General features: G+C 59.5%; 20 protein-coding genes and 1 pseudogene. 13 read left to right on the forward strand and 8 right to left on the reverse strand.

All coding sequences use genetic code 11. The annotated features are described in order from the left end of the window. Positions 1–90 precede the first annotated feature (90 nt). The 10 genes and pseudogenes from NLM33_RS42185 (at position 91) to NLM33_RS42230 (ending at position 7,366) form a co-directional block, all read left to right on the forward strand. Positions 91–756: a GntR family transcriptional regulator gene (locus NLM33_RS42185; RefSeq protein ID WP_254104300.1), complete on the forward strand. Its 666-nt coding sequence runs from the start codon at positions 91–93 to the stop codon at positions 754–756. After that, on the forward strand, positions 753–1,733 hold the full coding sequence (locus NLM33_RS42190) for a quinone oxidoreductase (protein ID WP_254104301.1): 981 nt from the start codon (positions 753–755) through the stop codon (positions 1,731–1,733). The genes NLM33_RS42185 and NLM33_RS42190 overlap by 4 nt, the downstream gene beginning before the upstream one ends. A 103-nt stretch (positions 1,734–1,836) precedes the next feature. Beyond that, on the forward strand, positions 1,837–2,526 hold the full coding sequence (locus NLM33_RS42195) for a glutathione binding-like protein (protein ID WP_254104302.1): 690 nt from the start codon (positions 1,837–1,839) through the stop codon (positions 2,524–2,526). A 537-nt stretch (positions 2,527–3,063) separates the two neighbouring features. Further along, a complete protein-coding gene (locus tag NLM33_RS42200; protein WP_254104303.1) occupies positions 3,064–4,209 on the forward strand; it encodes a S9 family peptidase in 1,146 nt (381 codons plus the stop codon). Between the two features lie 56 nt (positions 4,210–4,265). Continuing rightward, positions 4,266–4,598: a hypothetical protein gene (locus tag NLM33_RS42205; protein ID WP_254104304.1), complete on the forward strand. Its 333-nt coding sequence runs from the start codon at positions 4,266–4,268 to the stop codon at positions 4,596–4,598. A gap of 97 nt (positions 4,599–4,695) precedes the next feature. Next, positions 4,696–4,923, forward strand: a pseudogene (locus tag NLM33_RS42210) (ABC transporter substrate-binding protein); the annotation flags it as partial. A gap of 56 nt (positions 4,924–4,979) precedes the next feature. Further along, positions 4,980–5,627: a TetR/AcrR family transcriptional regulator gene (locus NLM33_RS42215; RefSeq protein WP_254104305.1), complete on the forward strand. Its 648-nt coding sequence runs from the start codon at positions 4,980–4,982 to the stop codon at positions 5,625–5,627. 10 nt (positions 5,628–5,637) lie between these two features. After that, positions 5,638–6,282: an NAD(P)-dependent oxidoreductase gene (locus tag NLM33_RS42220; protein ID WP_254104306.1), complete on the forward strand. Its 645-nt coding sequence runs from the start codon at positions 5,638–5,640 to the stop codon at positions 6,280–6,282. Positions 6,283–6,408: 126 nt separating this feature from the next. After that, on the forward strand, positions 6,409–6,615 hold the full coding sequence (locus NLM33_RS42225; protein WP_254104307.1) for a hypothetical protein: 207 nt from the start codon (positions 6,409–6,411) through the stop codon (positions 6,613–6,615). Positions 6,616–6,700: 85 nt separating this feature from the next. Continuing rightward, positions 6,701–7,366, forward strand: coding sequence for a hypothetical protein (locus tag NLM33_RS42230; RefSeq protein WP_254104308.1), 666 nt, complete (start codon positions 6,701–6,703; stop codon positions 7,364–7,366). Positions 7,367–7,520: 154 nt separating this feature from the next. Here the strand turns inward: NLM33_RS42230 and NLM33_RS42235 are convergent, their stop codons facing one another. The 8 genes from NLM33_RS42235 to NLM33_RS42270 form a co-directional block, all read right to left on the reverse strand. After that, positions 7,521–9,479, reverse strand: coding sequence for a hypothetical protein (locus NLM33_RS42235; RefSeq protein WP_254104309.1), 1,959 nt, complete (start codon positions 9,477–9,479; stop codon positions 7,521–7,523). Positions 9,480–9,489: 10 nt separating this feature from the next. Next, on the reverse strand, positions 9,490–10,563 hold the full coding sequence (locus tag NLM33_RS42240) for an ABC transporter ATP-binding protein (RefSeq protein WP_254104310.1): 1,074 nt from the start codon (positions 10,561–10,563) through the stop codon (positions 9,490–9,492). A gap of 3 nt (positions 10,564–10,566) precedes the next feature. After that, positions 10,567–11,406: a carbohydrate ABC transporter permease gene (locus NLM33_RS42245; protein WP_254104311.1), complete on the reverse strand. Its 840-nt coding sequence runs from the start codon at positions 11,404–11,406 to the stop codon at positions 10,567–10,569. Next, positions 11,403–12,281 (reverse strand): carbohydrate ABC transporter permease, encoded by an 879-nt coding sequence (locus tag NLM33_RS42250; RefSeq protein WP_254104312.1) that lies wholly within the window; start codon positions 12,279–12,281, stop codon positions 11,403–11,405. The genes NLM33_RS42245 and NLM33_RS42250 overlap by 4 nt, the downstream gene beginning before the upstream one ends. 96 nt (positions 12,282–12,377) lie before the next feature. Further along, positions 12,378–13,826, reverse strand: coding sequence for an extracellular solute-binding protein (locus NLM33_RS42255; protein ID WP_254104313.1), 1,449 nt, complete (start codon positions 13,824–13,826; stop codon positions 12,378–12,380). Between the two features lie 68 nt (positions 13,827–13,894). Then, on the reverse strand, positions 13,895–14,944 hold the full coding sequence (locus NLM33_RS42260) for an NAD(P)-dependent oxidoreductase (RefSeq protein ID WP_254104314.1): 1,050 nt from the start codon (positions 14,942–14,944) through the stop codon (positions 13,895–13,897). Continuing rightward, positions 14,941–15,720 (reverse strand): HpcH/HpaI aldolase/citrate lyase family protein, encoded by a 780-nt coding sequence (locus tag NLM33_RS42265; protein WP_254104315.1) that lies wholly within the window; start codon positions 15,718–15,720, stop codon positions 14,941–14,943. Before NLM33_RS42265 ends, NLM33_RS42260 begins: the two co-directional genes overlap by 4 nt. 59 nt (positions 15,721–15,779) lie before the next feature. Next, positions 15,780–16,598: an FCD domain-containing protein gene (locus NLM33_RS42270; RefSeq protein WP_256570592.1), complete on the reverse strand. Its 819-nt coding sequence runs from the start codon at positions 16,596–16,598 to the stop codon at positions 15,780–15,782. Positions 16,599–16,692: 94 nt separating this feature from the next. On the opposite strand from NLM33_RS42270, the gene NLM33_RS42275 reads away from it, so the two are divergent. From NLM33_RS42275 to NLM33_RS42285, 3 genes are all read left to right on the forward strand, one after another. Next, positions 16,693–17,514 (forward strand): BtpA/SgcQ family protein, encoded by an 822-nt coding sequence (locus tag NLM33_RS42275; RefSeq protein WP_254104316.1) that lies wholly within the window; start codon positions 16,693–16,695, stop codon positions 17,512–17,514. A gap of 93 nt (positions 17,515–17,607) precedes the next feature. Further along, complete coding sequence (locus NLM33_RS42280; RefSeq protein ID WP_254104317.1) at positions 17,608–18,741, forward strand: M42 family metallopeptidase; 1,134 nt, start codon at positions 17,608–17,610, stop codon at positions 18,739–18,741. After that, complete coding sequence (locus tag NLM33_RS42285; protein WP_254104318.1) at positions 18,726–20,222, forward strand: FGGY-family carbohydrate kinase; 1,497 nt, start codon at positions 18,726–18,728, stop codon at positions 20,220–20,222. The genes NLM33_RS42280 and NLM33_RS42285 overlap by 16 nt, the downstream gene beginning before the upstream one ends. Positions 20,223–20,232 lie beyond the last annotated feature (10 nt).

Genomic DNA, 20,232 nt, shown 5'->3' on the forward strand with positions numbered 1-20,232 from the left:
GACGCTCTCGGGCGCCTTCCGAAGGCTTCCTTTCAGCATTGATTTTACGTATGCGCAAGGCTAATTTATGTATACATAGGAGAAGCAGTCATGCGGGTAAGGACCAGCGACGCCCTTCGCAAGGAGCTGGAGGACGATATCGAGCACGGCCGGTTGTTGCCGGGCGACAGGCTCGATGAACAAACCTTGGCAGAGCGATTTGAAGTGTCGCGCACGCCCGCGCGGGAGGCGCTCTTGCAGCTCGCTGCCGCTGGTATCGTGCAACTGGTGCCGCGCCATGGGGCGGTGGTCTCCGGCGTTTCTCCGCAGCTCGCGATCGGTATGGTCGAAGTGCTGACCGCGCTTGAGGCCGAAGCGGCTGGGCTCGCGGCCCGGCGGATGTCGGCGGCCGAAAAGGTGCAGCTCGTCAAGCTGCATCTCGCGTCACAGGCTGCAGTCAAGCGGCTGGATAACCCGACTTACATCGAGAACAACGCGGCGTTTCACGAGGCGATCTATCAGGGGGCACGCAACGAATTCCTGGCGGAACAGGTCAGGCTGACGCGGCAGCGCATGCGGTTTTATCACCGCAGCAGCCTCAATCAGCCGGCCCGGCTAAAGGCATCGTGGCAGGAACACGCGCGGATAACTGACGCGATCAAGAGCGGCGACGAGGCCCTGGCGCAACAGGCAATGCGCGAGCACATCCTGTTTGGAGGGCGGGTGTTCGCTGACATGATCGCGAGTCTCTCCAAAACTGAAAGCCGTAAACCATGAAAACTGCCGTCGTTCGCATTCACCGCCATGGCGGGCCCGAAGTGCTGCAATACGAGGAGGCCGAACTGCGCAGTCCCGGGCCCGGCGAGGTGCTGCTGGCGCAAACCGCGATCGGCCTGAACTTCGCCGACACCTATCAGCGCGAGGGCGAAGCGGGTCCGCACGATACGGCTGCCATGCCGATCATCCTGGGCGGGCAAGGTGCCGGCGTCATCGAGACGGTTGGCTCCGGCGTGTCCCTCTTCAAGCCAGGTGACAGAGTCGCCTACATCCATCCTGGCGCCTACGCCGAGCGGCGCGTCGTCCCTGCCGGTACATTGTTGCATTTGCCCCCGCAGATTTCCGACGAAGTCGCCGCAGCAACGCTGCTGCGGGGGCTCACGGCCGAATACCTGGTGCGGCGCCTCTACAAGATAAAGCCTGGTGACGTCGCGCTGGTGCATGCTGCGGCGGGCGGCATGGGGCTGTTGCTTGGGCAGTGGGCTAATGCGCTGGGTGCGCGCGTCATCGGCACGGTCGGCGCCGACAGCAAGGTCGATATCGCGAAAGCGCACGGCTGCCGGGATGTGATCGTCTATAGCCGCGAGGACTTTGCTGCCCTTACCATGGAGCTGACCAACGGCGTCGGCGCTGACGTGATCTATGACGGTGTCGGAAAATCAGCGTTTCTGAAGTCGCTCGATTGCATCCGCCCGATGGGCATGGTGATCAGCTACGGCACGGCGTCGGGAAATGTCGGTGCGTTCGACCTGCAATTGCTGCACCGGAAGTCGATCATTGTGACGCGGCCGACGCTGCGGACTTGGATCGCCACGCGTACCGACTACGAAGCCGCCGCGGCCGCGTTCTTCGACGCCGTGATATCGGGCAAGGTGCGCGCCGAGGTCAATCGCAGCTATGCCTTGCGCGACATCAGACGTGCCCATGAAGAGCTGGAGAGCCGCGCCACGGTCGGACCTGCGGTCATTATCCCGTGATGCCAAATCCGAGTCTGCCTACGTGTTGCGGGCTCGAGAAATAGTGTGCCTGTCGACCAGGTAGGCGCTCGGTCAATTTATCAGAAGTCCGGACAAGCCTACGATGATCGAACTCTATTACTGGCCGACTCCAAATGGCCACAAGATCGCTATGTTTCTCGAAGAGGCCTCGGTTCCCTACAAGTTGTTTCCCGTCAACATCCGCACCGGCGACCAGCTCAAGCCGGAATTTTTGGAGATATCGCCGAACAATCGTATCCCCGCCATTGTGGATCGCGAACCTCTCGATGGAGGAAAATCGATTTCTGTCTTCGAGTCGGGAGCGGTTCTTGCGTATCTTGCCGAGAAGACTGGAAAGCTCCTCTCGTCCGATGTGCGGGTCAAATACGACACACTGCAGTGGTTGTTCTGGCAGGTCGGTGGGCTCGGTCCAATAGCGGGGCAGAATCATCATTTCGGGATCTACGCTTCCGAACGGCTGCCCTACGCTGTCAACCGTTTCGTCAATGAGACCAGCAGGCTTTACGGCGTGCTGAACAAACGTCTGGCCGACCGCGAATTTCTAGTGGGCGACTATTCGATCGCCGACATCGCAAGCTATCCTTGGGTCATACCGCATGAACGGCAGGGCCAGAACCTCGATGATTTTCCGCATCTCAAGCGCTGGTTCGCGGCCATCCAGGCGAGGCCCGCAACCATGCGTGCTGATGCGCTGACGGCGCAGATCGAACCGAATGGAGGGTTTAGCGCCGTTATTCGAGGGCAAAGGCCACTCGCGAGCCCACACGGATGAGGTGGAAGGCAGACTGGTGAGGATGTCGGCAAGCCGACCCGGCGATCCGGAATCCCGCGATAGGAGTCGTGTGCGCAGATGTGCGAATTCCTAGCCGACGGAAAGCGCATTTCATCGGCGATGGTACCGGCGCCGATGCCGAGCGCTAGGCGCTCCTGATATTCGGCGGCAGCGTGTACTCGAAACGGACGATCACAAGCGTATCCTCATATTGCCGGCCAAGTAGCACGGCCCCCTCGGCAAACGTTGGTGTCGAAAATTGTGCGGGCTCATATGTTCCGCCGATGCTCAATCTCGCAGTGTTCTGCCGCACCGCGTCGGTCGCGTCTATGCGAGGCGCGCTCATGTCCATCCGTTACTGACACTTGACAAATAGCTGTGCCGAATTCATATTTTACACATGACAAATGACGGATTCGTGCTGAATGCTGTCTCACGGTCTTTCCGGACCGATCAGAGTTGACCGGCATGATGCGCGCTGCCTTTCCCGTGAATCACCTCGCTTGGCCACGGCCTCAAGAATGCAAAGTCGGCGCGGTGAACGCCGATCATGCAGCGTTCCAGTTCGCCTCAAGTTCGTGGACGCTGCGGCTCGACAGGGAAGATTTGCAGGCAGAAGTTAATCGGATTTTCGTCGCCGCCCAGGAGGGGGGCGCTACACTCGCAGAATGCTCGGCCACGTTAGGGTGCATCGATTTTTCGGACGATCAATCCTGGCACAGCCACTGGTGGCGAATAGGAGACATCAGCGAGCAGCGAGGAAATGCCGCATTTCGCGATGGTCACGCGCAGACCGCCTGGAGCAATTGGCTTAGGGCTCTGAACTACTATCAAGCAGCTGCCTTTCCATTCGAGGCAACGGACCAGCGTCACGAGGCCGCCATCGCAAGAATGCGACAATGCGCGATGAATTACGTTCGTCATGCGAGATTGCCTGGCGAAGTGGTGTCGATAGGCTGGTCGGGGCGCTACCCACTTGAGGGCTACTTTCTGCCGGCCTCTGCTGACGCGGCGCGGGGGCCGGTGGTGGTCTGTTTCGGTGAACCCGAACAGAGGAAGGAACAATGCCTTTACAAGTTGGTGCCTCACGCGCTCTCTCGTGGTCTATCTCTGCTCATCGTTGATTTGCATGGAGCCGGCCCAACAAGCCGATTCGGCGAGGCCGTTGCGCGTGGTAACCTGGAGACAGCGATCGGAGCCGTCGCTGATTATGTTTTTGGGAGGCCTGACGTCGATGCGGATCGCGTGGCAATCGTCGCCGATGATTGGAGTTCCTCGTTTGTAGCCCGAGGTGCCGTCCTGGACGGCAGGTTTGCCGCGGCGGTCTGCGACTGCGGTCTCTGGGAGATGCATGAAATGGAGTTCATGAGGGGGCGCCTTGGGCCACCACAGAACGGAGAGTTCTTCGACCCAATCATAAGTCGAACTGCGCGAAACCTAAAATGTCCGGTCCTGGTGACCGCAGGAGAACGCGGTTGGTTGCAGACTGAACGTATAAGGGAGCTGAGCGCGGGGCTGGTTGCGCGAGGACGCGATATCACGCTTAGAATATTCACGGCTGAAGAAACTGGTGCCGAGCAGGCGCATGCGGACAACCCGACACTTAGCAACGAACACATCTTTGATTGGCTTTCGGACCGGCTTGGCACGAGTACGAGATCGATCTTCCGTCCTCCTGGCTGAGCCATATGATCGGAACAGGATAATGAACGGATCCAGCATTTGTGCACCAAGTCGAGATGAGCGCCATCGTGACTAAACAACCGCCCAACACCAACTTCCACTATCCGGGGGGAGGCGACGCGTCGGAAGCCCTCTTACCCAATACGTTCATGTTGGTTGCTCGCAAACTCCGCAAGCAAGCGTTGCCTCTTCCCTTGAGTATAGCCTTGGCCCTCCTCGCGGTCACCGGCTGGTATGGCTTCTACTACTCCATCATAGATCTTGAACTCACCTCTATGGATGAATTGCACCTCCCCGCTACACATTCGTCGAAAGCGTTGGGAGGATCGTGCCGTTTCAAATCCCATCCTTCCAACTTGCGGATCTCCGATCTACCGCAGCGAGTCTAGCTGAGGTAAGTTGGCGTCAATCGAACGCGTTCTCTGCTACCGCTACGGAGCGCTGACGATCCGATCAGGTTGCCGGCATCGGTGGCGTAACCCGACGCACATGGTTCATGGCACTTGCGATACAATTGCCAATTCAAGCACGATCGCGAAGCAGGGCGGCGACAATTGGTATTTCCTAACGGCCGATTATGCGTTCGGTGAGGCGCGTGAGCGCGAGACCGGTCAGGTGGTGCAGGAGTCCGGAGGCAAGGTTCTCGGCAGCGTACGACATCCGCTCAACACCTCGGACTTTAGTTCGTGTCTCGGACTCGCCAACGCCGGCGGCGCAGCTCTCTGTCGCTGACAGTTGACAAATAGGGCGATGTGGCCTAGATTTGACAGATGACAAATAAGCTGACGCCAGCGCGCATGACGCCGGATGGGCGCCGCGATCACATCGTTCAGGTCGCAGCGCAGCATTTCATTCGGGATGGATACGACCGTGCCTCGATGTCGGCAATCGCCGAAGATGCGGGCGTCACGCGGCCGCTTGTTTATCACTACTTTCCCGGCAAAAGCGCATTGCTCGAGGCCGTTCTGGTGCGCGAGTCCGAGGCCCTGCTTGAAGCGACGCGGCCTAACCCACAACGCTCGGCAGACGAAAACCTGCGCGCAGCGCTAGCGAACTATCTAGATCACTTTTCACCGCGGTCGGGCCACGCAATCAATCTCACTTTGAACGCGGCTGCTGCCGCCCTTCTCGTCAGTGAGTTGATTGAGTCTAACCATGCCGTGCTGATTGGCCGCATCATCGATTTGAAGAAGCTCGACGACACCGCATTTGCCCGCAGCGTGATTAACGCCTGGTTGGAATTCGTCGCAGCCCTTGCGCGCGAGGAGGCGGTCGACGCGTCCGTGTCGCAGAGCGCTATTATCGAAGTGTGCTTGCGTGCGCTCGATGCCGTGTCCCAGCCGTTACGGATGGAGCGCGTGCCACCAGCGAAGCAGGCTGTATTCGCCCAATCAAAACGTTCGCGGCGAGCCAAATAGTGGTGGTTCTATGAAAATCGTTGTACTCGGCGCGACCGGTGCCACGGGGCGCCAGATTGTCGATCAGGCCGTTGGGCGGGGACATGACGTAGTTGCCTACGTACGAAGGCCAGAGGCTCTGGAGCCAAAAGAGGGCGTCACCATTGCTGCGGGGCAACTCGCCGATCAGCCGACCCTTCAATCCATCCTGAAGGGCGCTGACGCCGTTCTGTGCTGCCTCGGCACGCACGAACTGAGAAATGTTGATTTCATGCAGAAGAGCTTGCCGTGCGTGACCGGCGCGATGCAGGCGGCAGACGTCCACAGGTTGATTCTTCTTTCTGCCTACGGCGTCGGAGAAACGAGCCGCTCTGCCTCGCTGCTTGCCCGCTTCCTCTACAGGACGGTCGTTTCTTCTGTCTACAAGGACAAGGCGGATTCGGAGGCTGCTCTCGCGCAAAGTGGCCTGAAATGGACGATCATCTATCCAGTGATCCTCACAAACGGCCCATTAGACGCAACTGCCGAGGTGCGTCAGCTTTCGGAAGTAAAGAAGGTGTCAGGCTTGCCCAAGGTCTCTCGTGCGAACGTCGCAAGCGCCATGCTCGATGCTGTCGAGAACGATCAGACCATCGGAAAGCGACTCCTGGTCACGGCTCGGGGCACAGTCAAGTGAGCGATACCGACCTGCGCTACGCAGCCGATCGCTGTTGTTCCGGTCGACATAATGTTGAGGCCGAGGGGCGAGCAATGCCCTTCACCACCGCTTGGCGTCACCGGATGCACAGTCGCTAAAGTCGCTATGCAGATTGCTTCGATATCGGCACGCTACGTCCTCGCAAGGTATCTGGCGCTGGCGACTGAAGGCCTCCTTCTCCTGCCCGTGGTCCTGACCTTCATTCTGATGGCCGCCTCGGGTTTCGCCCTGTTGTTTTTCACTCATGCATTGCTGACGCCGGTCTTGTTTATTCTAAGAGTCTTGCGGGCATGTAGGGAAATGCCGCTGTGACAACTCTCGCGGCTATTCCCTTGGAGCTGATCTGCCAGGGTCGAACCTGGATCATATCTCGCTAGGAGAGGTTGGGCGTTATCCGATGTTCGTAGGTCATTATGCTCCGGCTCTCGCCATCAAGGCGGTTCGGCCAAAGATGTCACTGGGATTATTGTTTGTCGCCGTCCAGTTGCTTGACATCGTGTGGGGCGTGCTGGTCCTGTTGGATGTCGAGAAGGTGCGGATCATTCCTGGGTTCACCGCGACAAATCCGCTCGATCTCTATTTCATGCCCTATACTCACGGCCTCCCGACCGCTGGTCTCTGGGCATTGGGAGCCATGCTCATCTATCGCTACCTCTTTCACACTCGCCCTTGGGGCGAGGCCTGCTTGCTGGGGTTGGCTGTGGTATCTCACTGGTTGCTCGATCTTCTCGTCCACGTGGAAGACCTGCCGCTTTATGGAAACAGCCATAAGGTCGGACTCGGGCTGTGGAACTATCCGCTCACTTCGCTTGCGATCGAGATCGGACCGGTGCTTGCGGCCGCTTGGTTCATGCAGAAGCGGCTTTCGGCGTCCGGCGAGAGAGGCTTGAAGAAGCCAGCGCTTCTTTGCCTGGCGATGGTGGGCGTTCAGCTCTACAGCGTCTTTGCTCCTATTCCTTCCACACCGCACTCCCTGGCGATGACCACGTTGCCGACGTACGGCGTGCTGGCAGCGTTGGCCTGGTGGGCGGAGCGGTACAGGCCTGTGACTTCGCTTTCCTGACCATCTCGACCAAGCGGCGAATGTAAGAGCTCTCGTAGGCCGACCAGGGATCGGATGAGATAATCGCAAGTACTGTTGGCGTGCGGAAAGGTGGCGTTCCCCCGCTACTACGACACCTTGAGATGAAGGAGACGCGGTCCAGCGTCAGGTCAACCTAGCTGCTGCTGATTCGGATAACTCCATAGGACGGAAGTTCAAAGCTTCCCACCTTGCGGACGAAGGTGCCGCCGCTGTCGAGCCAGGCTGGATCGCGCACGGCCGCCTCAAAGCTTCTTTCGTCGAGAACATCCAATCTAGCAGGGCCATCGAAGCCCTTGACCTTCACGCGCTGAGTTTCGCTCGAAAGATTGGCTAGCCAAAGCACTTCGCCGGCCTTGTTGCGATGGGCGAGAGCGGCAAGCTTAGCAGACGAATCCGTACCGATGCGTCTTGCGCCGCTCGCAGCAGCGAGACCTGCAATCACATGGTAGACGGGAAAGAGCCTGGCGTCGCTGCCGTCGAACCACGGCTGGGTGTGGGCCATTTTACGATAGATCATCCCTTGCGAGCCAGTGACAGAGCCAAGGGTTATCGCATCGACACCAGCTCTAGCCACCGCGGCGAGATAGCCGAGATTCCATGCCGCGGCGAAAAGTGCGCGCTGGCGCGGATCCATATCGGAGAGACAGACCCGCCTGTTGTCGGAGTTCGGCGCAACCGCTGCGCCATAGGGGTTGTCACGACAGGGAATACTGGTCGGCCCGAGATGATATGGCACTTTGCCGATCATGGCCCGCGCTGAAGTGAAAATCCACGGAAGCGTCTCAAGTGTCTCCATGACCGAGATGTCGTCGGGCGCATGGACAATGGGGCAGCTGGTGTGCGTGATGAAGTCAAACACGCCGTGGGGGACGGGCTTGCGGTTCAATTCGGTGAAATAGGAGAGCATTCCACCGCCAAGCATGGCATCGGGGAAGGAGGCTCGCGCGGCCGTCGCCATGTCCTCGTAGGTGGGCCCCCAGGGCCTCGGTGTGTTGGGCTGAAACGATTTGAGATCGTGCATCTGGGTGACAACAACGGACGCAGGTGTGAGCCCCGCGGCATTCACCGCGCTCGCGATCTCGGCCACTTCCTTATCGGCCGGCTCCCTGGCCGGCAGAATGATCTCGAGTGTGACCGGAGCTCCCGTTTGCCTTGACAGATCGCGGTAACAGGCGGCGGCTTCTTCCTGTCCTCGCTCGCGTCCGTCGATCTGACAAACGAGCGATTGAGGCTTCGCCGCAGCGATCAGGTCCACGGCCTCGAGCGCGGCCGCAGCTTCCCCCATCGGCACACCGAGGCCGATTTGCGGAACACGGCCTTTCGTGCCCGCAAGAGTTACCGTCGTATCGGCGACGGAGGCCCTCGGCCTCGATTTCGGCGGCTTGCCTGAGACGGTGAGTGTGATTGACTGGCTGAAGGTCTTGCCCCTCTCCAGCGTATACGGCCAGGGATCGAGCAGAGAGCACACATAGGTCTTGTAGGAGGCATCCATCCAGTTCCGATGGTCCTCCATCTCGAACTTGTTTCCCTCCATGAGAACGGTCACCGCAACGCCGGACAACGGTTCGTGCTTGAGTGAGCGGATTTCGAAGATGGGCTGACCGGGGCTGATAAGTTTCGGGAATTTGCGCTTCGCTCTCTTCCCATCCGTGTGGACGACTTCAACCGGACGCCCCACCGTTCCCGCGAGTGGATGCAGCACCACAAACCCTGTGCGATTGGTGAGGAAATCAGAAAGGGGCGTTCCTTCGGCCGAGAACTTCAGTGTCCCATTGCTGCTTGCGTCGATTTTGGCGGTATACCGGATCGACTGATCTTGATCCTTGCAAATGGCTTGATAGGTGATCGCAAACCCATTCTTGTTTTGGCGGACTTTCAGGTCTTCGATTGCCGGAGCATAGGTGCCCCAGTCCTTGTCGCGCGCGATATAGGAAATTCCTCGCAAGATCTCTTCACCGTAGTAACGGATGTAGCGTAAGGCGCCGCTGTCGAAGACCGCCGAGATGGGGCCTGCAGTCAATTCGCGACGCTTGCCTTCCGGAGCTTCGGTTCCGAAGAGCTTGATTGCGCGGCTCGGCTTCCTCTGGGCCATGGTGGCTCCCTCAAATGACCTTGTCCGTTTGTGGATCGATCAGAACGGCGCGGTTCATATCAATGTCGATACTGACCTGTTCGCCCGGCGCGGTGACCTCGTGAGCGGCGAATTCCGCGGTGATGCTGATTCCCCCGAGTGGCATGCTAACCTGCACCCGCGATCCCGTCGGTTGGACGAGCTCTATGGTCGATGGCAACTGCACGTGACCTGGCGCGGCGCTCGCGCTGGCTTTGGCAATGTGCTGGGGCCTGAGTCCCAAAATTATGGCTTGGCCGTTTGGCGCCTTGCGCCCGATAGGCAGGGTCAGCCTGGTTCCATCGCGAAGAGTTACCTCTCCGGTTTCGATGGTGGCGGGAAGGAAGTTCATCTTCGGGCTGCCGAGGAAGCCGGCCACGAAACGCGTCGCTGGCCGCTCGTACAAATCGAGCGGCGTGCCGAGCTGTTCAATCCTGCCGTCGCGCAGCAGCGCGATGCGGTCAGCGAGTGTCATCGCCTCGATCTGGTCGTGGGTCACGTAGATGATGGTGCGGCCGAGTTCCTGATGGAGCCGCTTGATTTCAACCCGCATGTCGTCGCGAAGCTGGGCATCGAGATTGCTCAGCGGCTCATCGAATAAAAAGAGCAGCGCGTCGCGCACGATCGCGCGGCCGATCGCGACGCGCTGGCGTTGACCGCCGGAAAGCTCACGTGGAAATCGCTGGAGGAGTTGCGCAATGCCGAGCATGTCGGCGGCACGCTTCACACGTTTGTCGATCTGGGTGGACGCAACTTTCCTCGCCCGCAAGCCAAATGCAATGTTTTCATAGACGTTGAGATAGGGGTAGAGCGCGTAATTCTGGAACACCATCGCGATGTCGCGATCGCGTGGGCGCGCCCACGTCACGTCCTTTCCGCCGATTTCAACTGTTCCGGCGCTCGCCTCCTCGAGCCCTGCGACGGTGCGGAGCAAGGTTGACTTGCCGCACCCCGACGGGCCTACCAGGACGGTGAACTCGCCCGAGGGCACCTCAAGATCGATTCCCTTGACGGCATGGTATGTGCCGTAGTGCTTGTGGAGTCCGGTAATCTTCAGATCCGACACGAGCTAACCCTTGACTGCGCCCATGGATATGCCGCGGACGAGATAGCGCTGAAGCGTTGCGACGGTGATGAACACGGGGATGGTTCCGAGCACCGACATCGCGGCGATCTTGGACCAGAAGTTCGACTGGCCGCCGAAGTAATGCGTGACCTGGACGGTGTAGGTCGTGACCTCGGTGCGCGTGAGGACCAGTGCAAACAGAAAGTCGTTCCAGGAAAAGACGAAGGTGAAGACGGCGGTGGCGAACAGTCCGGAGCGCGCCATCGGAAATACCACCCTCCACAGGACTTCCCAGCGGTTGCAGCCGTCGATGAGGGCGCTCTCTTCGAGCTCTAGCGGAATCTCCTCGATGTAGCCGCGCATCATCCAGATCACATAGGGCAGGCTGAACGCCGTATAAAGGATGATAAGCCCGATGTAGGTATCGACCCAGCCGAGCCAGACGTAGAAGAGGAAGATCGGGAATGCGATGGCCACGGGAGGCATCATGCGCTGCGATATGATCCACACGCCGAGGTTTTCGCCACCTGTCTTGAAACGAGCCAGTGAGTAGGCGGCGACGGTGCCGAAGATCATGGCGAAGAAGGTTGATACCGAAGAAAGTACCAGGCTGTTGCCGACTGTTTTTGCATCGCCATCCTTGAACAGGACCGCATAATTGTTGAACTGGATGCTCTTCGGATACCACACTGGCGGAACAGCGAAGATCTCGCCTGGCGTCTTGAACGAAATGGCAAACAGCCAGTAGATTGGAAAGACGAAGATAACGACGAGGAACGTCGCGATGAGATAGCGTACGACGAGCTTCGTTTCCTTGCGGCGATGAAACGGTGCGCCTTTCATTTTGCCAGCCCCATGCGCCGAATGGCCCAGGTCACGATGACGGTGAGAAGCGCGATGACAAGGAAGGCGATCGCCGCCGTATAGCTCGACTCGAACTGCTTGAAGCCTTGGATGTAGGTATAGACGGAAATGGTCTCGGTCATCGTGCCGGGACCGCCCGCCGTGAGCGCCCAGATGATGTCGAAGATGCGGAAGAGGTCGAGGCCGCGGATCAGAATGGCGATCGACATGACCGGAAATATTGCGGGGAGGACAACATAGCGGAAGCTGCGCCAGAACCGCGCTCCGTCAATCTCAGCGGCCTCGGTCAATGAGCGATCGACGTTGGAAAGGGCGGCGAGCAAGATCAGGAACATGAACGGTGTCCATTGCCAGATCTCACAGAAGATGATGGCGGGATACACGAGCCCGGGATTGACCGTCCACAGGGCCGGCACGGGGTGACCAGCGAACCAGCCAATGATCTGGTTGATCGGACCATAACGGTTATCGAACAGGAGCCGCCATGTGGCGCCGGCGACGATCGGTGAGATGATTGTTGGCAGCACCAGCAACGAAACCAAAAGCTGGCGACCGGGCAAGCGGTCAAGGAACAGGTAGGCCATGGCGAGGCCGAGCAACAGCTCGATGGGCAGGGCTATGACCATGATGAGCACCGTGTGGAGGAGCGACTGCCATAGTCTCGCGTCATGAAAGAGCTGGACGTAGTTCACCAATCCGGCAAAGGATGTGTCGGTCTCCAGCATGGAGACGCGCATGAAGCTCACCACCAGCGAGAAGATCAGTGGGAACAGGCCGACCAGCAAGAGCAGGAAGACGGCCGGCGAGATCAGCCAGTATTTGAAGTTGCGGTCGGGATGGGCGATGGCGGCCATGGCTGAAGTCGGGATGCGTTCCGCTTTGGTCTCGTGCCGTCGCCGACGGCGGGCGGAGCCTCTCCCGCTGGAAGGCGGGAGAGGTGAGAGGCGCGGTTATATTTTCGGATAAGCGCCGGACTCAGCGGCCCAAGCCGCATAGACCATCTTCTGCTTGTCGACGCCGATCTTCTGCGTGATGTCGTTCCACTGGGCTGCTGCCGCATCGAGGATCGTCTTCGGATCGTCACCCGCCCAGAGCTTTGAAATCGCCTGGCGCAAGACCTCCTCATACTTGTCGGTTTGCAGGAGCGACAGATCGAGAAGGCCCGTCTGCGAGGCCTGCTTCAAGGCTGCCAGATAGTCCTTGGCGTTTGGCCACAGGGCGAGATAGCCAGGATCCGCATAGTGCGCGTCGCGGAACGGATCGCGTAGCGTGTAGGGAAGCTGAACGCGCTGGCGGCTCACATCTTCGCTATTGAGCCACTGGATGAACAGATAGGCCGCATCCTTGTTTTTCGAGGTCGACGAAATCGACAAGGCGAAGCCGGCAGCGAGCTCGGGATGTCCTCCTGGTGGTAAGGCATAGCCCACCTTGCCTGCGATGGTTGTCTTCGGGACCCAGTTCAGTGCCTCCTGGTCCGTACCGTAACCCTCGGCCCAGCGCCCATAGGGCGGCCAAGAGATGGTCATGGCCGATTGGCCTTGCAGGAAAGTCGCGAGGTTCTCCACAAAGCCGAACTGCTCCACGCCGGGTGGCATGAAGTTGTTCTCGTTGCGCATGGCGGTGAAGACCTTGACGCCGACATCGGAGTTGATCGCGGCCTTCATGGTGTCGGCGTCGAAGAACTTGCCGCCCTCATTGCGGAAGCGTTCCTCGAACATGTACATCGCGTAAGGAGGCTGCCGGAAGAAGGAGGCGCCGTAGATACCCTTGTCCTTGAGGATGTCCGTAAGACCGGCTCCGACGACATCGAAATCCGCCCAGGTCTTCGGCACCGCCAGGTCCTTGCCTGTCTTCTCCTTGAAGGCCTTCTGTACGGCTGGATCCTCGAAGAGGTCGCGCCGATAGTACATCAGGAAAACGTCACCATCGTCGGGGAAGCCATAGATCTTGCCGCCCACCTTCATCTGGTTGTCGCGGTAGGTCGGTGCGATCGTCTGTAGCTCGGGGGCGTAACCGTATTTCTCGACATAGGGGTCGAGCACTTCGAGCGCGCCGGCCTGGGCAAGATCTGGCATCCAGGCAGGAATCACGTTGAGCGCGTCATAGGCGCCGGCTCCCGACTTGTAGTCCTGCATGATCTTGGTGAACATCTCTGCAGTGGCGACCTCGACCACCTTCACGTCCATTCCGGTCAGCTCTTTCCACTTCGGACCGGAGAAGTGAGTGGGATCGAGCGACTGAAGCCCTGCCTCCCAGACGATCGTGATCGTGCGTCCCTTGTATTGCTGGGCGGCCTTGACGGCGGTATCGGCAGCCGACGCAGCCCATGCCGGCCTTCCCATTGTTGTGGCGAGGCTGGCAACCAGACTGATCTTTCCGAAATCACGTCTATTGATCATTGTGTCCTCCCGTTACGCGATTGGCAGAGCCTTTCAGATGTCCCTCGCTCGTTTGCGGCGAGGAATTCTCAATTGGCAAATTGGCGGCGGTACTCCTCCAGTTTGCGTCGGAAATTCGGTTTCTCGAGTACGGCGCGATTGACGATGCCGCTCGGAATCCGCCCGTGTTGAATGTCGAGCACAGCTCTGACATCGGCTGCACCATTTCCGGCGAAGCACTGATCGGTCCAGCAAAGTGCGTGGGGCGTCACGATGACGTTGTCGAGCGCGAACAGCGGATCGGACGGATCGGTCGGTTCCTGCTCGAACACATCGAGGGCCGCGCCAGCGATCTGTCCTCTCGCCAGAGCGTCTGTGAGCGCCTTTTGGTCAACGATTGGTCCACGCGCAGTATTGATGAAGAAGGCGGTCTGCTTCATCAGAGCGAGGCGGTCGGCGTTCACGAGCTGGCGAGTCTCGGCAGTCAGTGGACAGTTCACCGTAACGATGTCGGCTCGGGCGAACACGTCGTCGAGACCGACAAGTTCGACTCCCAGCGCGGCCGCCAGCTTGGTGTCCGCAAATGGATCATGGGCGACGAATCTCATGTCGAACGGCTTGGCGAGCCGGAACAGCTCAGCGCCGATATTGCCGATACCGATCGAACCCAGCACCTTGCCGACCAGGCCAAAGCCCATATGCTCGCCGCGGGCCGCAAAGCCTTCTGGACCTTGTCGGGTGAGCTTATCCTTCACCATCAGCTTTCCGGCGAGTGCCAGAATGAAGGTCATGATCGACACGGCGACAGGACGGCGCACGCCGTCCGGCGTGATCGCCAACGCGATGTCCGCGGCGGTACAGGTCGGCACATCCACCGTGTCATAACCGACGCCAAAGCGCGCGATAATACTGAGCCTGCTGCTTTTCGGTGCGCTTTCGGGCGCAAAACGATGAGCCAGCAGGATCAGTGCGTCGAAGTCTTCAAGATCGCTGCTGCACAGAGGGTTGGCGTTGTCCAAATAGGCCATTTCCACGCCGGGGGCATCCAGCAGAGGCTTCAGATCGAAATCGGGGTAGACGGCCGAGCCGTCGGCCTTCCTGAAATCGCCTGACAGGGCAACACGGAATGGCGCGCTCATGTCATGCATCCCTTCCGCAAGGTGGTGATTGCAGCCGTCAGCGCATCTCGAAGCACCCACACGTCACCCGAATAGCAGCAAAAATCGAAGCCCTGCTTGTAGAGCGCCATGCCGACCTCAGTGGTCGGTACAAGGCGGCCCAGCGCCTTCTTGTGCTTCTTGGCGGCGGCAATGGTCTGCTCGACCGCCTTCAGAAATTTCGGATGGTCGAACTGGCCGGGGATGCCGAGCGAAACTGACAAGTCAAAATGGCCGACCCACAGGCAGTCGACGCCATCGACGGCGGCAATCCCGTCGGCATTTTCGGCGCCTTCAGCAGTCTCGATCTGGCAGAACAGCGTTGTCCGCTCGTTGGCGGCCGCAAGCTTCTCGGGCACCGGGCCCTGCCGATAGGCATCATGCGCAATACTCAAGGCAACGCCACGTCGCCCGTCCGGATAATATTTCATGCAATTGACGACAGCCTCCGCTTCTGCGGCAGTGCTAACCATCGGGATCATGATCCCTTCCGCCCCCGCGTCGCAGGCGCGCGCGATGTGATGGTATTCCTTTGAAGGTACGCGGACGATGGCCGGTAATCCTGCGGCTTCAAAATAGCGTAGAGCACTTTTGACGGTTTCGAAGCCGAAGCCCGAATGCTCCAGGTCGAAAAGCGCGAAATCGCAATCCGCTTGTTTGAGGATATGGCCGATTCCCGGAGTGGCAAACTCGACGATGAAATGACCGAGCTTGGCCTCTGGCGTGCGGGTCATTTGCTTGAGTCCGGCACGAGCCATTGTTCATCCTCCCGTTTGGCGTCTGTTGCTCGATCTCTTGAAGTTGAGATCAAACCCAGTCAACGTTCTCGTTCATGTGCCTTCCGGACCTTCCAGTAGAGCTTGCCAACCTGATCGAGGTGCGAGCGCATGCGGGCATCGGCAAGTTCCGGATCGTGTGCCTTGATCGCTTCGAAGATCGCCACATGCGCGTCGAAGGCGACCCGGTTCTGCCCGGGATAGCTGAGCGTCACACGTCTCTGGTCGAGGAGCCAATCGATGATGGCTCGGTGCATGACCACATAGATGGGATTCTTGGGGATCGTAGCGATCGCGTAGTGAAATGTTATATCCGAGTCCTCAAAGCGTTGGACGTCGCCAATGGACTTGTAGTTGGCGTCAAGCGCATCGCTCAGGTAGCGGATATCCTTTGCTGTGGCATTGCGTGCGGCATCACGTGCCAGGCCGGTCTCAAAGAGGGCACGCGCATCTTGGAAATGACGGATGCCGTTGTCATCGGAGAGCAGATATTTGGCACTGCTCGACAGCGACGTCATAACGACTTCAGCATTCGGGGCTGTGACTCGCGCCCGCGAACCCGCCCGGAGATCAACAAGCCCCGCGCGCTGCAGATGAAACAGTGCCTCGCGGATCGCTGTCCGGCCAACGCCAAACTCCGCCATGAGCTGACGTTCTGATGGCAGCTCGGCACCAGCCACCAATTCCCGATCGCGTATCCTCTGCTCGAGGATATCGACAACCTGCTCAAAGAGACGCGATCGTTTGAGCTGAGGGACATTGGTAGACCTAGTATACCAGGTTAGGCTAGGTCCTGCTGATGCCCCTGTCAATAAGTGCCATGATTGACGAGACGCGAGGTGGTCTTGGCTGACGTCCATCTACGGCAGATTATAGTTGAGAGGGTCTCTTTTGCCCTGCTCTCCGGGACCGACACGACTATAGGCGGAATAAAAATCGAAGGAGGACACGCTCTTGCGGTGGCTCAAGGAAACCTTTCATGTCGACAAGCCCATCATCGCCATGTGCCACTTGCAGGCGCTGCCGGGCGATCCCGGCTACGATATGGTCGGCGGCATGAGTAAAGTCGTCGAAATGGCTCTTGCCGATCTCGACCATCTTCAGAACGGCGGGGTCGATGCAGTCATGTTTTCCAACGAATTCAGCTTGCCCTACCTGACCAAGGTGCACCCCGAAACCACCGTGGCCATGGCACGCATCATCGGTGAACTCATGCGCTTCATCAAGGTGCCGTTTGGCGTCAACGTCTTGTGGGATCCCATTGCTTCGATCGATCTTGCCGCCGCCACCGGAGCAAGCTTCATTCGCGAGATCATGAGCGGGGTCTACGCCAGCGATTTCGGGCTCTGGAATACCAATGTCGGTGAAACGGCGCGACACAAGGCAAGGCTCGTCCCGAAGCTCAGGCTTCTGTTCAACATCGTGCCCGAAGCGGCCGCCTATCTGGGCGATCGCTCGATTGCGGATATCGCCCGCTCGACGGCGTTCAACAACCGGCCTGACGCAATCTGCGTATCGGGCCTCACTGCTGGTGCCGAAACAGACACCCACGTGCTTTCAACGGTCAAGAAGGCCGTGCCGGGCACGGCCGTGCTTTGTAATACGGGTTGCCGGATCGACAACATCGAACGCCAGCTCGCTGTTTCGGACGGGGCAGTCGTGGGATCGACATTCAAGGTCGACGGCGTCTTCGAAAATCCGGTCGATCCGGCGCGTGTCAAGGCCTTCATGGAAAAGGTCAAGGCGATCCGCTCTGCCGCGCGCGCGGACGTTTAGGAAACGCTCAGCCCGATCTGGCAGTTCACGGCGCCGGCTCGATCCAGATTTGATGAATAGCAAAGGTCCTTTGCCGGACCGGATTGGACCAAAGTGACGATTGACCAACGCAGCCTCACACGTATCGAGAGATGGACCAAGGAGCTCTGCCTGATACCCGGCCTTTCAGGCTATGAAGATCCGGTGAGCGACTACATCCGGGCCGTCTTTTCCGACGCCCGCGTCGAACGTCACAGCGATGCGTTCGGGAATTTGACCCTCACGGTGAAGGGGATCGACCCCGCAGCTCCATCGGTGATGGTCTTCGCCCATACCGATCAGCTTGGCCTCTTGGTACGGCGCATTGATGCGAACGGCTTCATTCGGGTGGAGCGGCTCGGGGGCGTGCCCGAACGTGTGCTGCCGGGCCTGCGCATGGTGATCATCAACAAGCGGGGCGAGCAGATTCCGTGCGTCGTCGGCATCAAGGCACACCACGCTACGCCGCAAGACGAAAAGAGCCAGGTGCTCGGCTATGACAAGCTCTTCCTCGATCTTGGCGCCGGATCGGCGGAAGAGGTGCGCGCCCTCGGCATCGAAATCGGTGCGCCCGTCGCCTACTGTCCAGCTTTCGAACGGCTGGCGGGCACGCGTGTGTCCGGCACGGCGATCGACGACCGCGCCGGCTGCGCTGCGCTGATGGACCTTGTGCAGCGAGTTTTGGATGAACCCATTCCCGCTACGCTGCACGCGGTCTTTTCGGTGCAGGAGGAGTTCAACCTGCGCGGCGCCATGCTTGCGGCCGAGCATCTGAGGCCGGATGCCGCCATTTCGATCGACATCATGGTCGCCTCCGATACGCCTGATCTCACGGAGCGCGGCGAGCTGCAGCTTGGCGGCGGCCCGGCGCTTGGCCTCTACAGCTTCCACGGACGCGGCACGCTCAATGGCACGCTTGCCCATCCCGCACTCCTCAATCATCTTGTCGAGACCGCCGGCCGTGTCGGCATGCCCATCCAGCGCAGCGCTCATACTGGCTGCCTCACGGATTCCTCCTACGTTCAGCTCGTGGGCGGGGGAATTCCCTCCATCGATATCGGCTATCCGACACGCTACACGCATGCGCCGATCGAAACCTGCGATCTGGCCGATCTTGAGCAGATAGCGGCGCTCCTTGCCTTGGCCCTGTGCGATATGAAAGCGGGTTTCTCCTTCGAACGGAGGAGATATCCATGCGCTACCTCCTAGGCATCGACATAGGGAGGTATTCCAGCAAAGGCGTCCTGCTCGATGAGTCCGGCGCCATTCGGGCAACGGCGCAGCGCAAGCACGACATGCGCGTGCCGGGGCCAGGACTTGCCGAACATGATGCCCTGCAGGATTGGTGGGAGGGCTTTCGCACGCTGAGCCAGCGGCTGATCCTGGACAGTGGGATCAACCCGGCCGCGATAGCTGCGGTCGGGTGCAGCGGAATTGGCCCCTGTGCTCTGCCTGTGACGGAAGCGGGCAAGCCTCTACGCCCGGCCATCCTATATGGCGTGGATACACGCGCCGAAGTCGAAATCGAAGAGCTCAACGCCGAGCTCGGCGCACCGGCCGTGCTGGCCCGAACCGGCAATCCGCTGACGACACAATCCGTCGGCCCGAAGGTGCGATGGCTTGCCAAGCACGAGCCTGACACTTTCCGCAAAACTGCGCGGATCGTCGGCTGCCCTACCTTTATCGTTCACCGATTGACGGGACGATGGGTCGTCGATCACTACGGCGCGTCGTGTTACACGCCATTTTATGACCTTGCCGCCAAGGACTGGCATCGCGAGACGGTCGAACGGATTTGCCCAGTCGACTGGCTGCCTGAGATAGCCTGGACAACGGAGATTATAGGCTATGTGAGCACTGAGGCCGGGGGCGAAACCGGGCTTGCCGCGGGCACGCCCGTGATTGCAGGCACCATCGACGCGGCGAGCGAAGCGATCAGTGTCGGCGTGCAACGGCCGGGCGACTTGATGATCATGTATGGCACGACGGCCTTCTTCATCCAGGTCAATGCCGATCTCGTCGTCGATTCCCGTTTCTGGGCAGCGCCGTTTCTGTTCGAGAACACCTGGAGCGTGATGGGTGGGCTTGCGACCGGAGGCGGTCTCACCCACTGGTTTCGCAAGGAAATGACCGGACTTCCCGATGAGGATTCATCCTTCCAGACGCTGATGGAGGAGGCGCTCACAAGCCCGCCTGGCGCAAACGGCATTTTGATGCTGCCCTATTTCAGTGGTGAGCGAACGCCAATCAACGATCCGCAAGCCAAGGGACTGATCTTCGGGCTGACGCTCGCGCACCGGCGCGGCGATATCTATCGTGCGTTGATCGAAGGGATCGGACACGCGATCCGGCATAATCTCGATGGCTTTGCTGAAATTCAGCCGGCTCGAAGCATTTATGCGGCTGGAGGCGGCGTACAGAACCCTCTCTGGACACAATGCGTCAGCGACATCGCAGGCGTATGTCAGAATGTGCGCCAGCACACGGTGGGAGCTGCGCTCGGATCTGCCTTTCTTGCCGGAATAGGCTGCAACATCTTCGCGCCCGAGGATATCGACCGCATCAACCCGATCGTGTCTCGAATCGCGCCGAATGAGGCCGACCGAAATCGCTACGAGGCCGATCACGTTGCTTTCAAAGTGCTCTACGCCAACAACAAAGCCACGATGCGACGGTCCAGGGCAAGCTAGTTCGATGGGC

It is taken from the genome of Bradyrhizobium sp. CCGUVB1N3, from assembly GCF_024199925.1.
Taxonomy (GTDB): domain Bacteria; phylum Pseudomonadota; class Alphaproteobacteria; order Rhizobiales; family Xanthobacteraceae; genus Bradyrhizobium.

Bases quoted from the DNA above. Each gene is read 5' to 3' on its own strand.
- NLM33_RS42190 (WP_254104301.1), top strand. From the start codon at position 753: ATGAAAACTGCCGTCGTTCGCATTCACCGCCATGGCGGGCCCGAAGTG.
- NLM33_RS42245 (WP_254104311.1), bottom strand. From the start codon at position 11,406: ATGAAAGGCGCACCGTTTCATCGCCGCAAGGAAACGAAGCTCGTCGTA.
- NLM33_RS42270 (WP_256570592.1), bottom strand. From the start codon at position 16,598: ATGGACGTCAGCCAAGACCACCTCGCGTCTCGTCAATCATGGCACTTA.
- NLM33_RS42250 (WP_254104312.1), bottom strand. From the start codon at position 12,281: ATGGCCGCCATCGCCCATCCCGACCGCAACTTCAAATACTGGCTGATC.
- NLM33_RS42235 (WP_254104309.1), bottom strand. From the start codon at position 9,479: ATGGCCCAGAGGAAGCCGAGCCGCGCAATCAAGCTCTTCGGAACCGAA.
- NLM33_RS42265 (WP_254104315.1), bottom strand. From the start codon at position 15,720: ATGGCTCGTGCCGGACTCAAGCAAATGACCCGCACGCCAGAGGCCAAG.
- NLM33_RS42220 (WP_254104306.1), top strand. From the start codon at position 5,638: ATGAAAATCGTTGTACTCGGCGCGACCGGTGCCACGGGGCGCCAGATT.
- NLM33_RS42255 (WP_254104313.1), bottom strand. From the start codon at position 13,826: ATGATCAATAGACGTGATTTCGGAAAGATCAGTCTGGTTGCCAGCCTC.
- NLM33_RS42230 (WP_254104308.1), top strand. From the start codon at position 6,701: ATGTTCGTAGGTCATTATGCTCCGGCTCTCGCCATCAAGGCGGTTCGG.
- NLM33_RS42185 (WP_254104300.1), top strand. From the start codon at position 91: ATGCGGGTAAGGACCAGCGACGCCCTTCGCAAGGAGCTGGAGGACGAT.
- NLM33_RS42285 (WP_254104318.1), top strand. From the start codon at position 18,726: ATGCGCTACCTCCTAGGCATCGACATAGGGAGGTATTCCAGCAAAGGC.
- NLM33_RS42215 (WP_254104305.1), top strand. From the start codon at position 4,980: ATGACAAATAAGCTGACGCCAGCGCGCATGACGCCGGATGGGCGCCGC.
- NLM33_RS42260 (WP_254104314.1), bottom strand. From the start codon at position 14,944: ATGAGCGCGCCATTCCGTGTTGCCCTGTCAGGCGATTTCAGGAAGGCC.
- NLM33_RS42205 (WP_254104304.1), top strand. From the start codon at position 4,266: ATGAGCGCCATCGTGACTAAACAACCGCCCAACACCAACTTCCACTAT.
- NLM33_RS42225 (WP_254104307.1), top strand. From the start codon at position 6,409: ATGCAGATTGCTTCGATATCGGCACGCTACGTCCTCGCAAGGTATCTG.
- NLM33_RS42195 (WP_254104302.1), top strand. From the start codon at position 1,837: ATGATCGAACTCTATTACTGGCCGACTCCAAATGGCCACAAGATCGCT.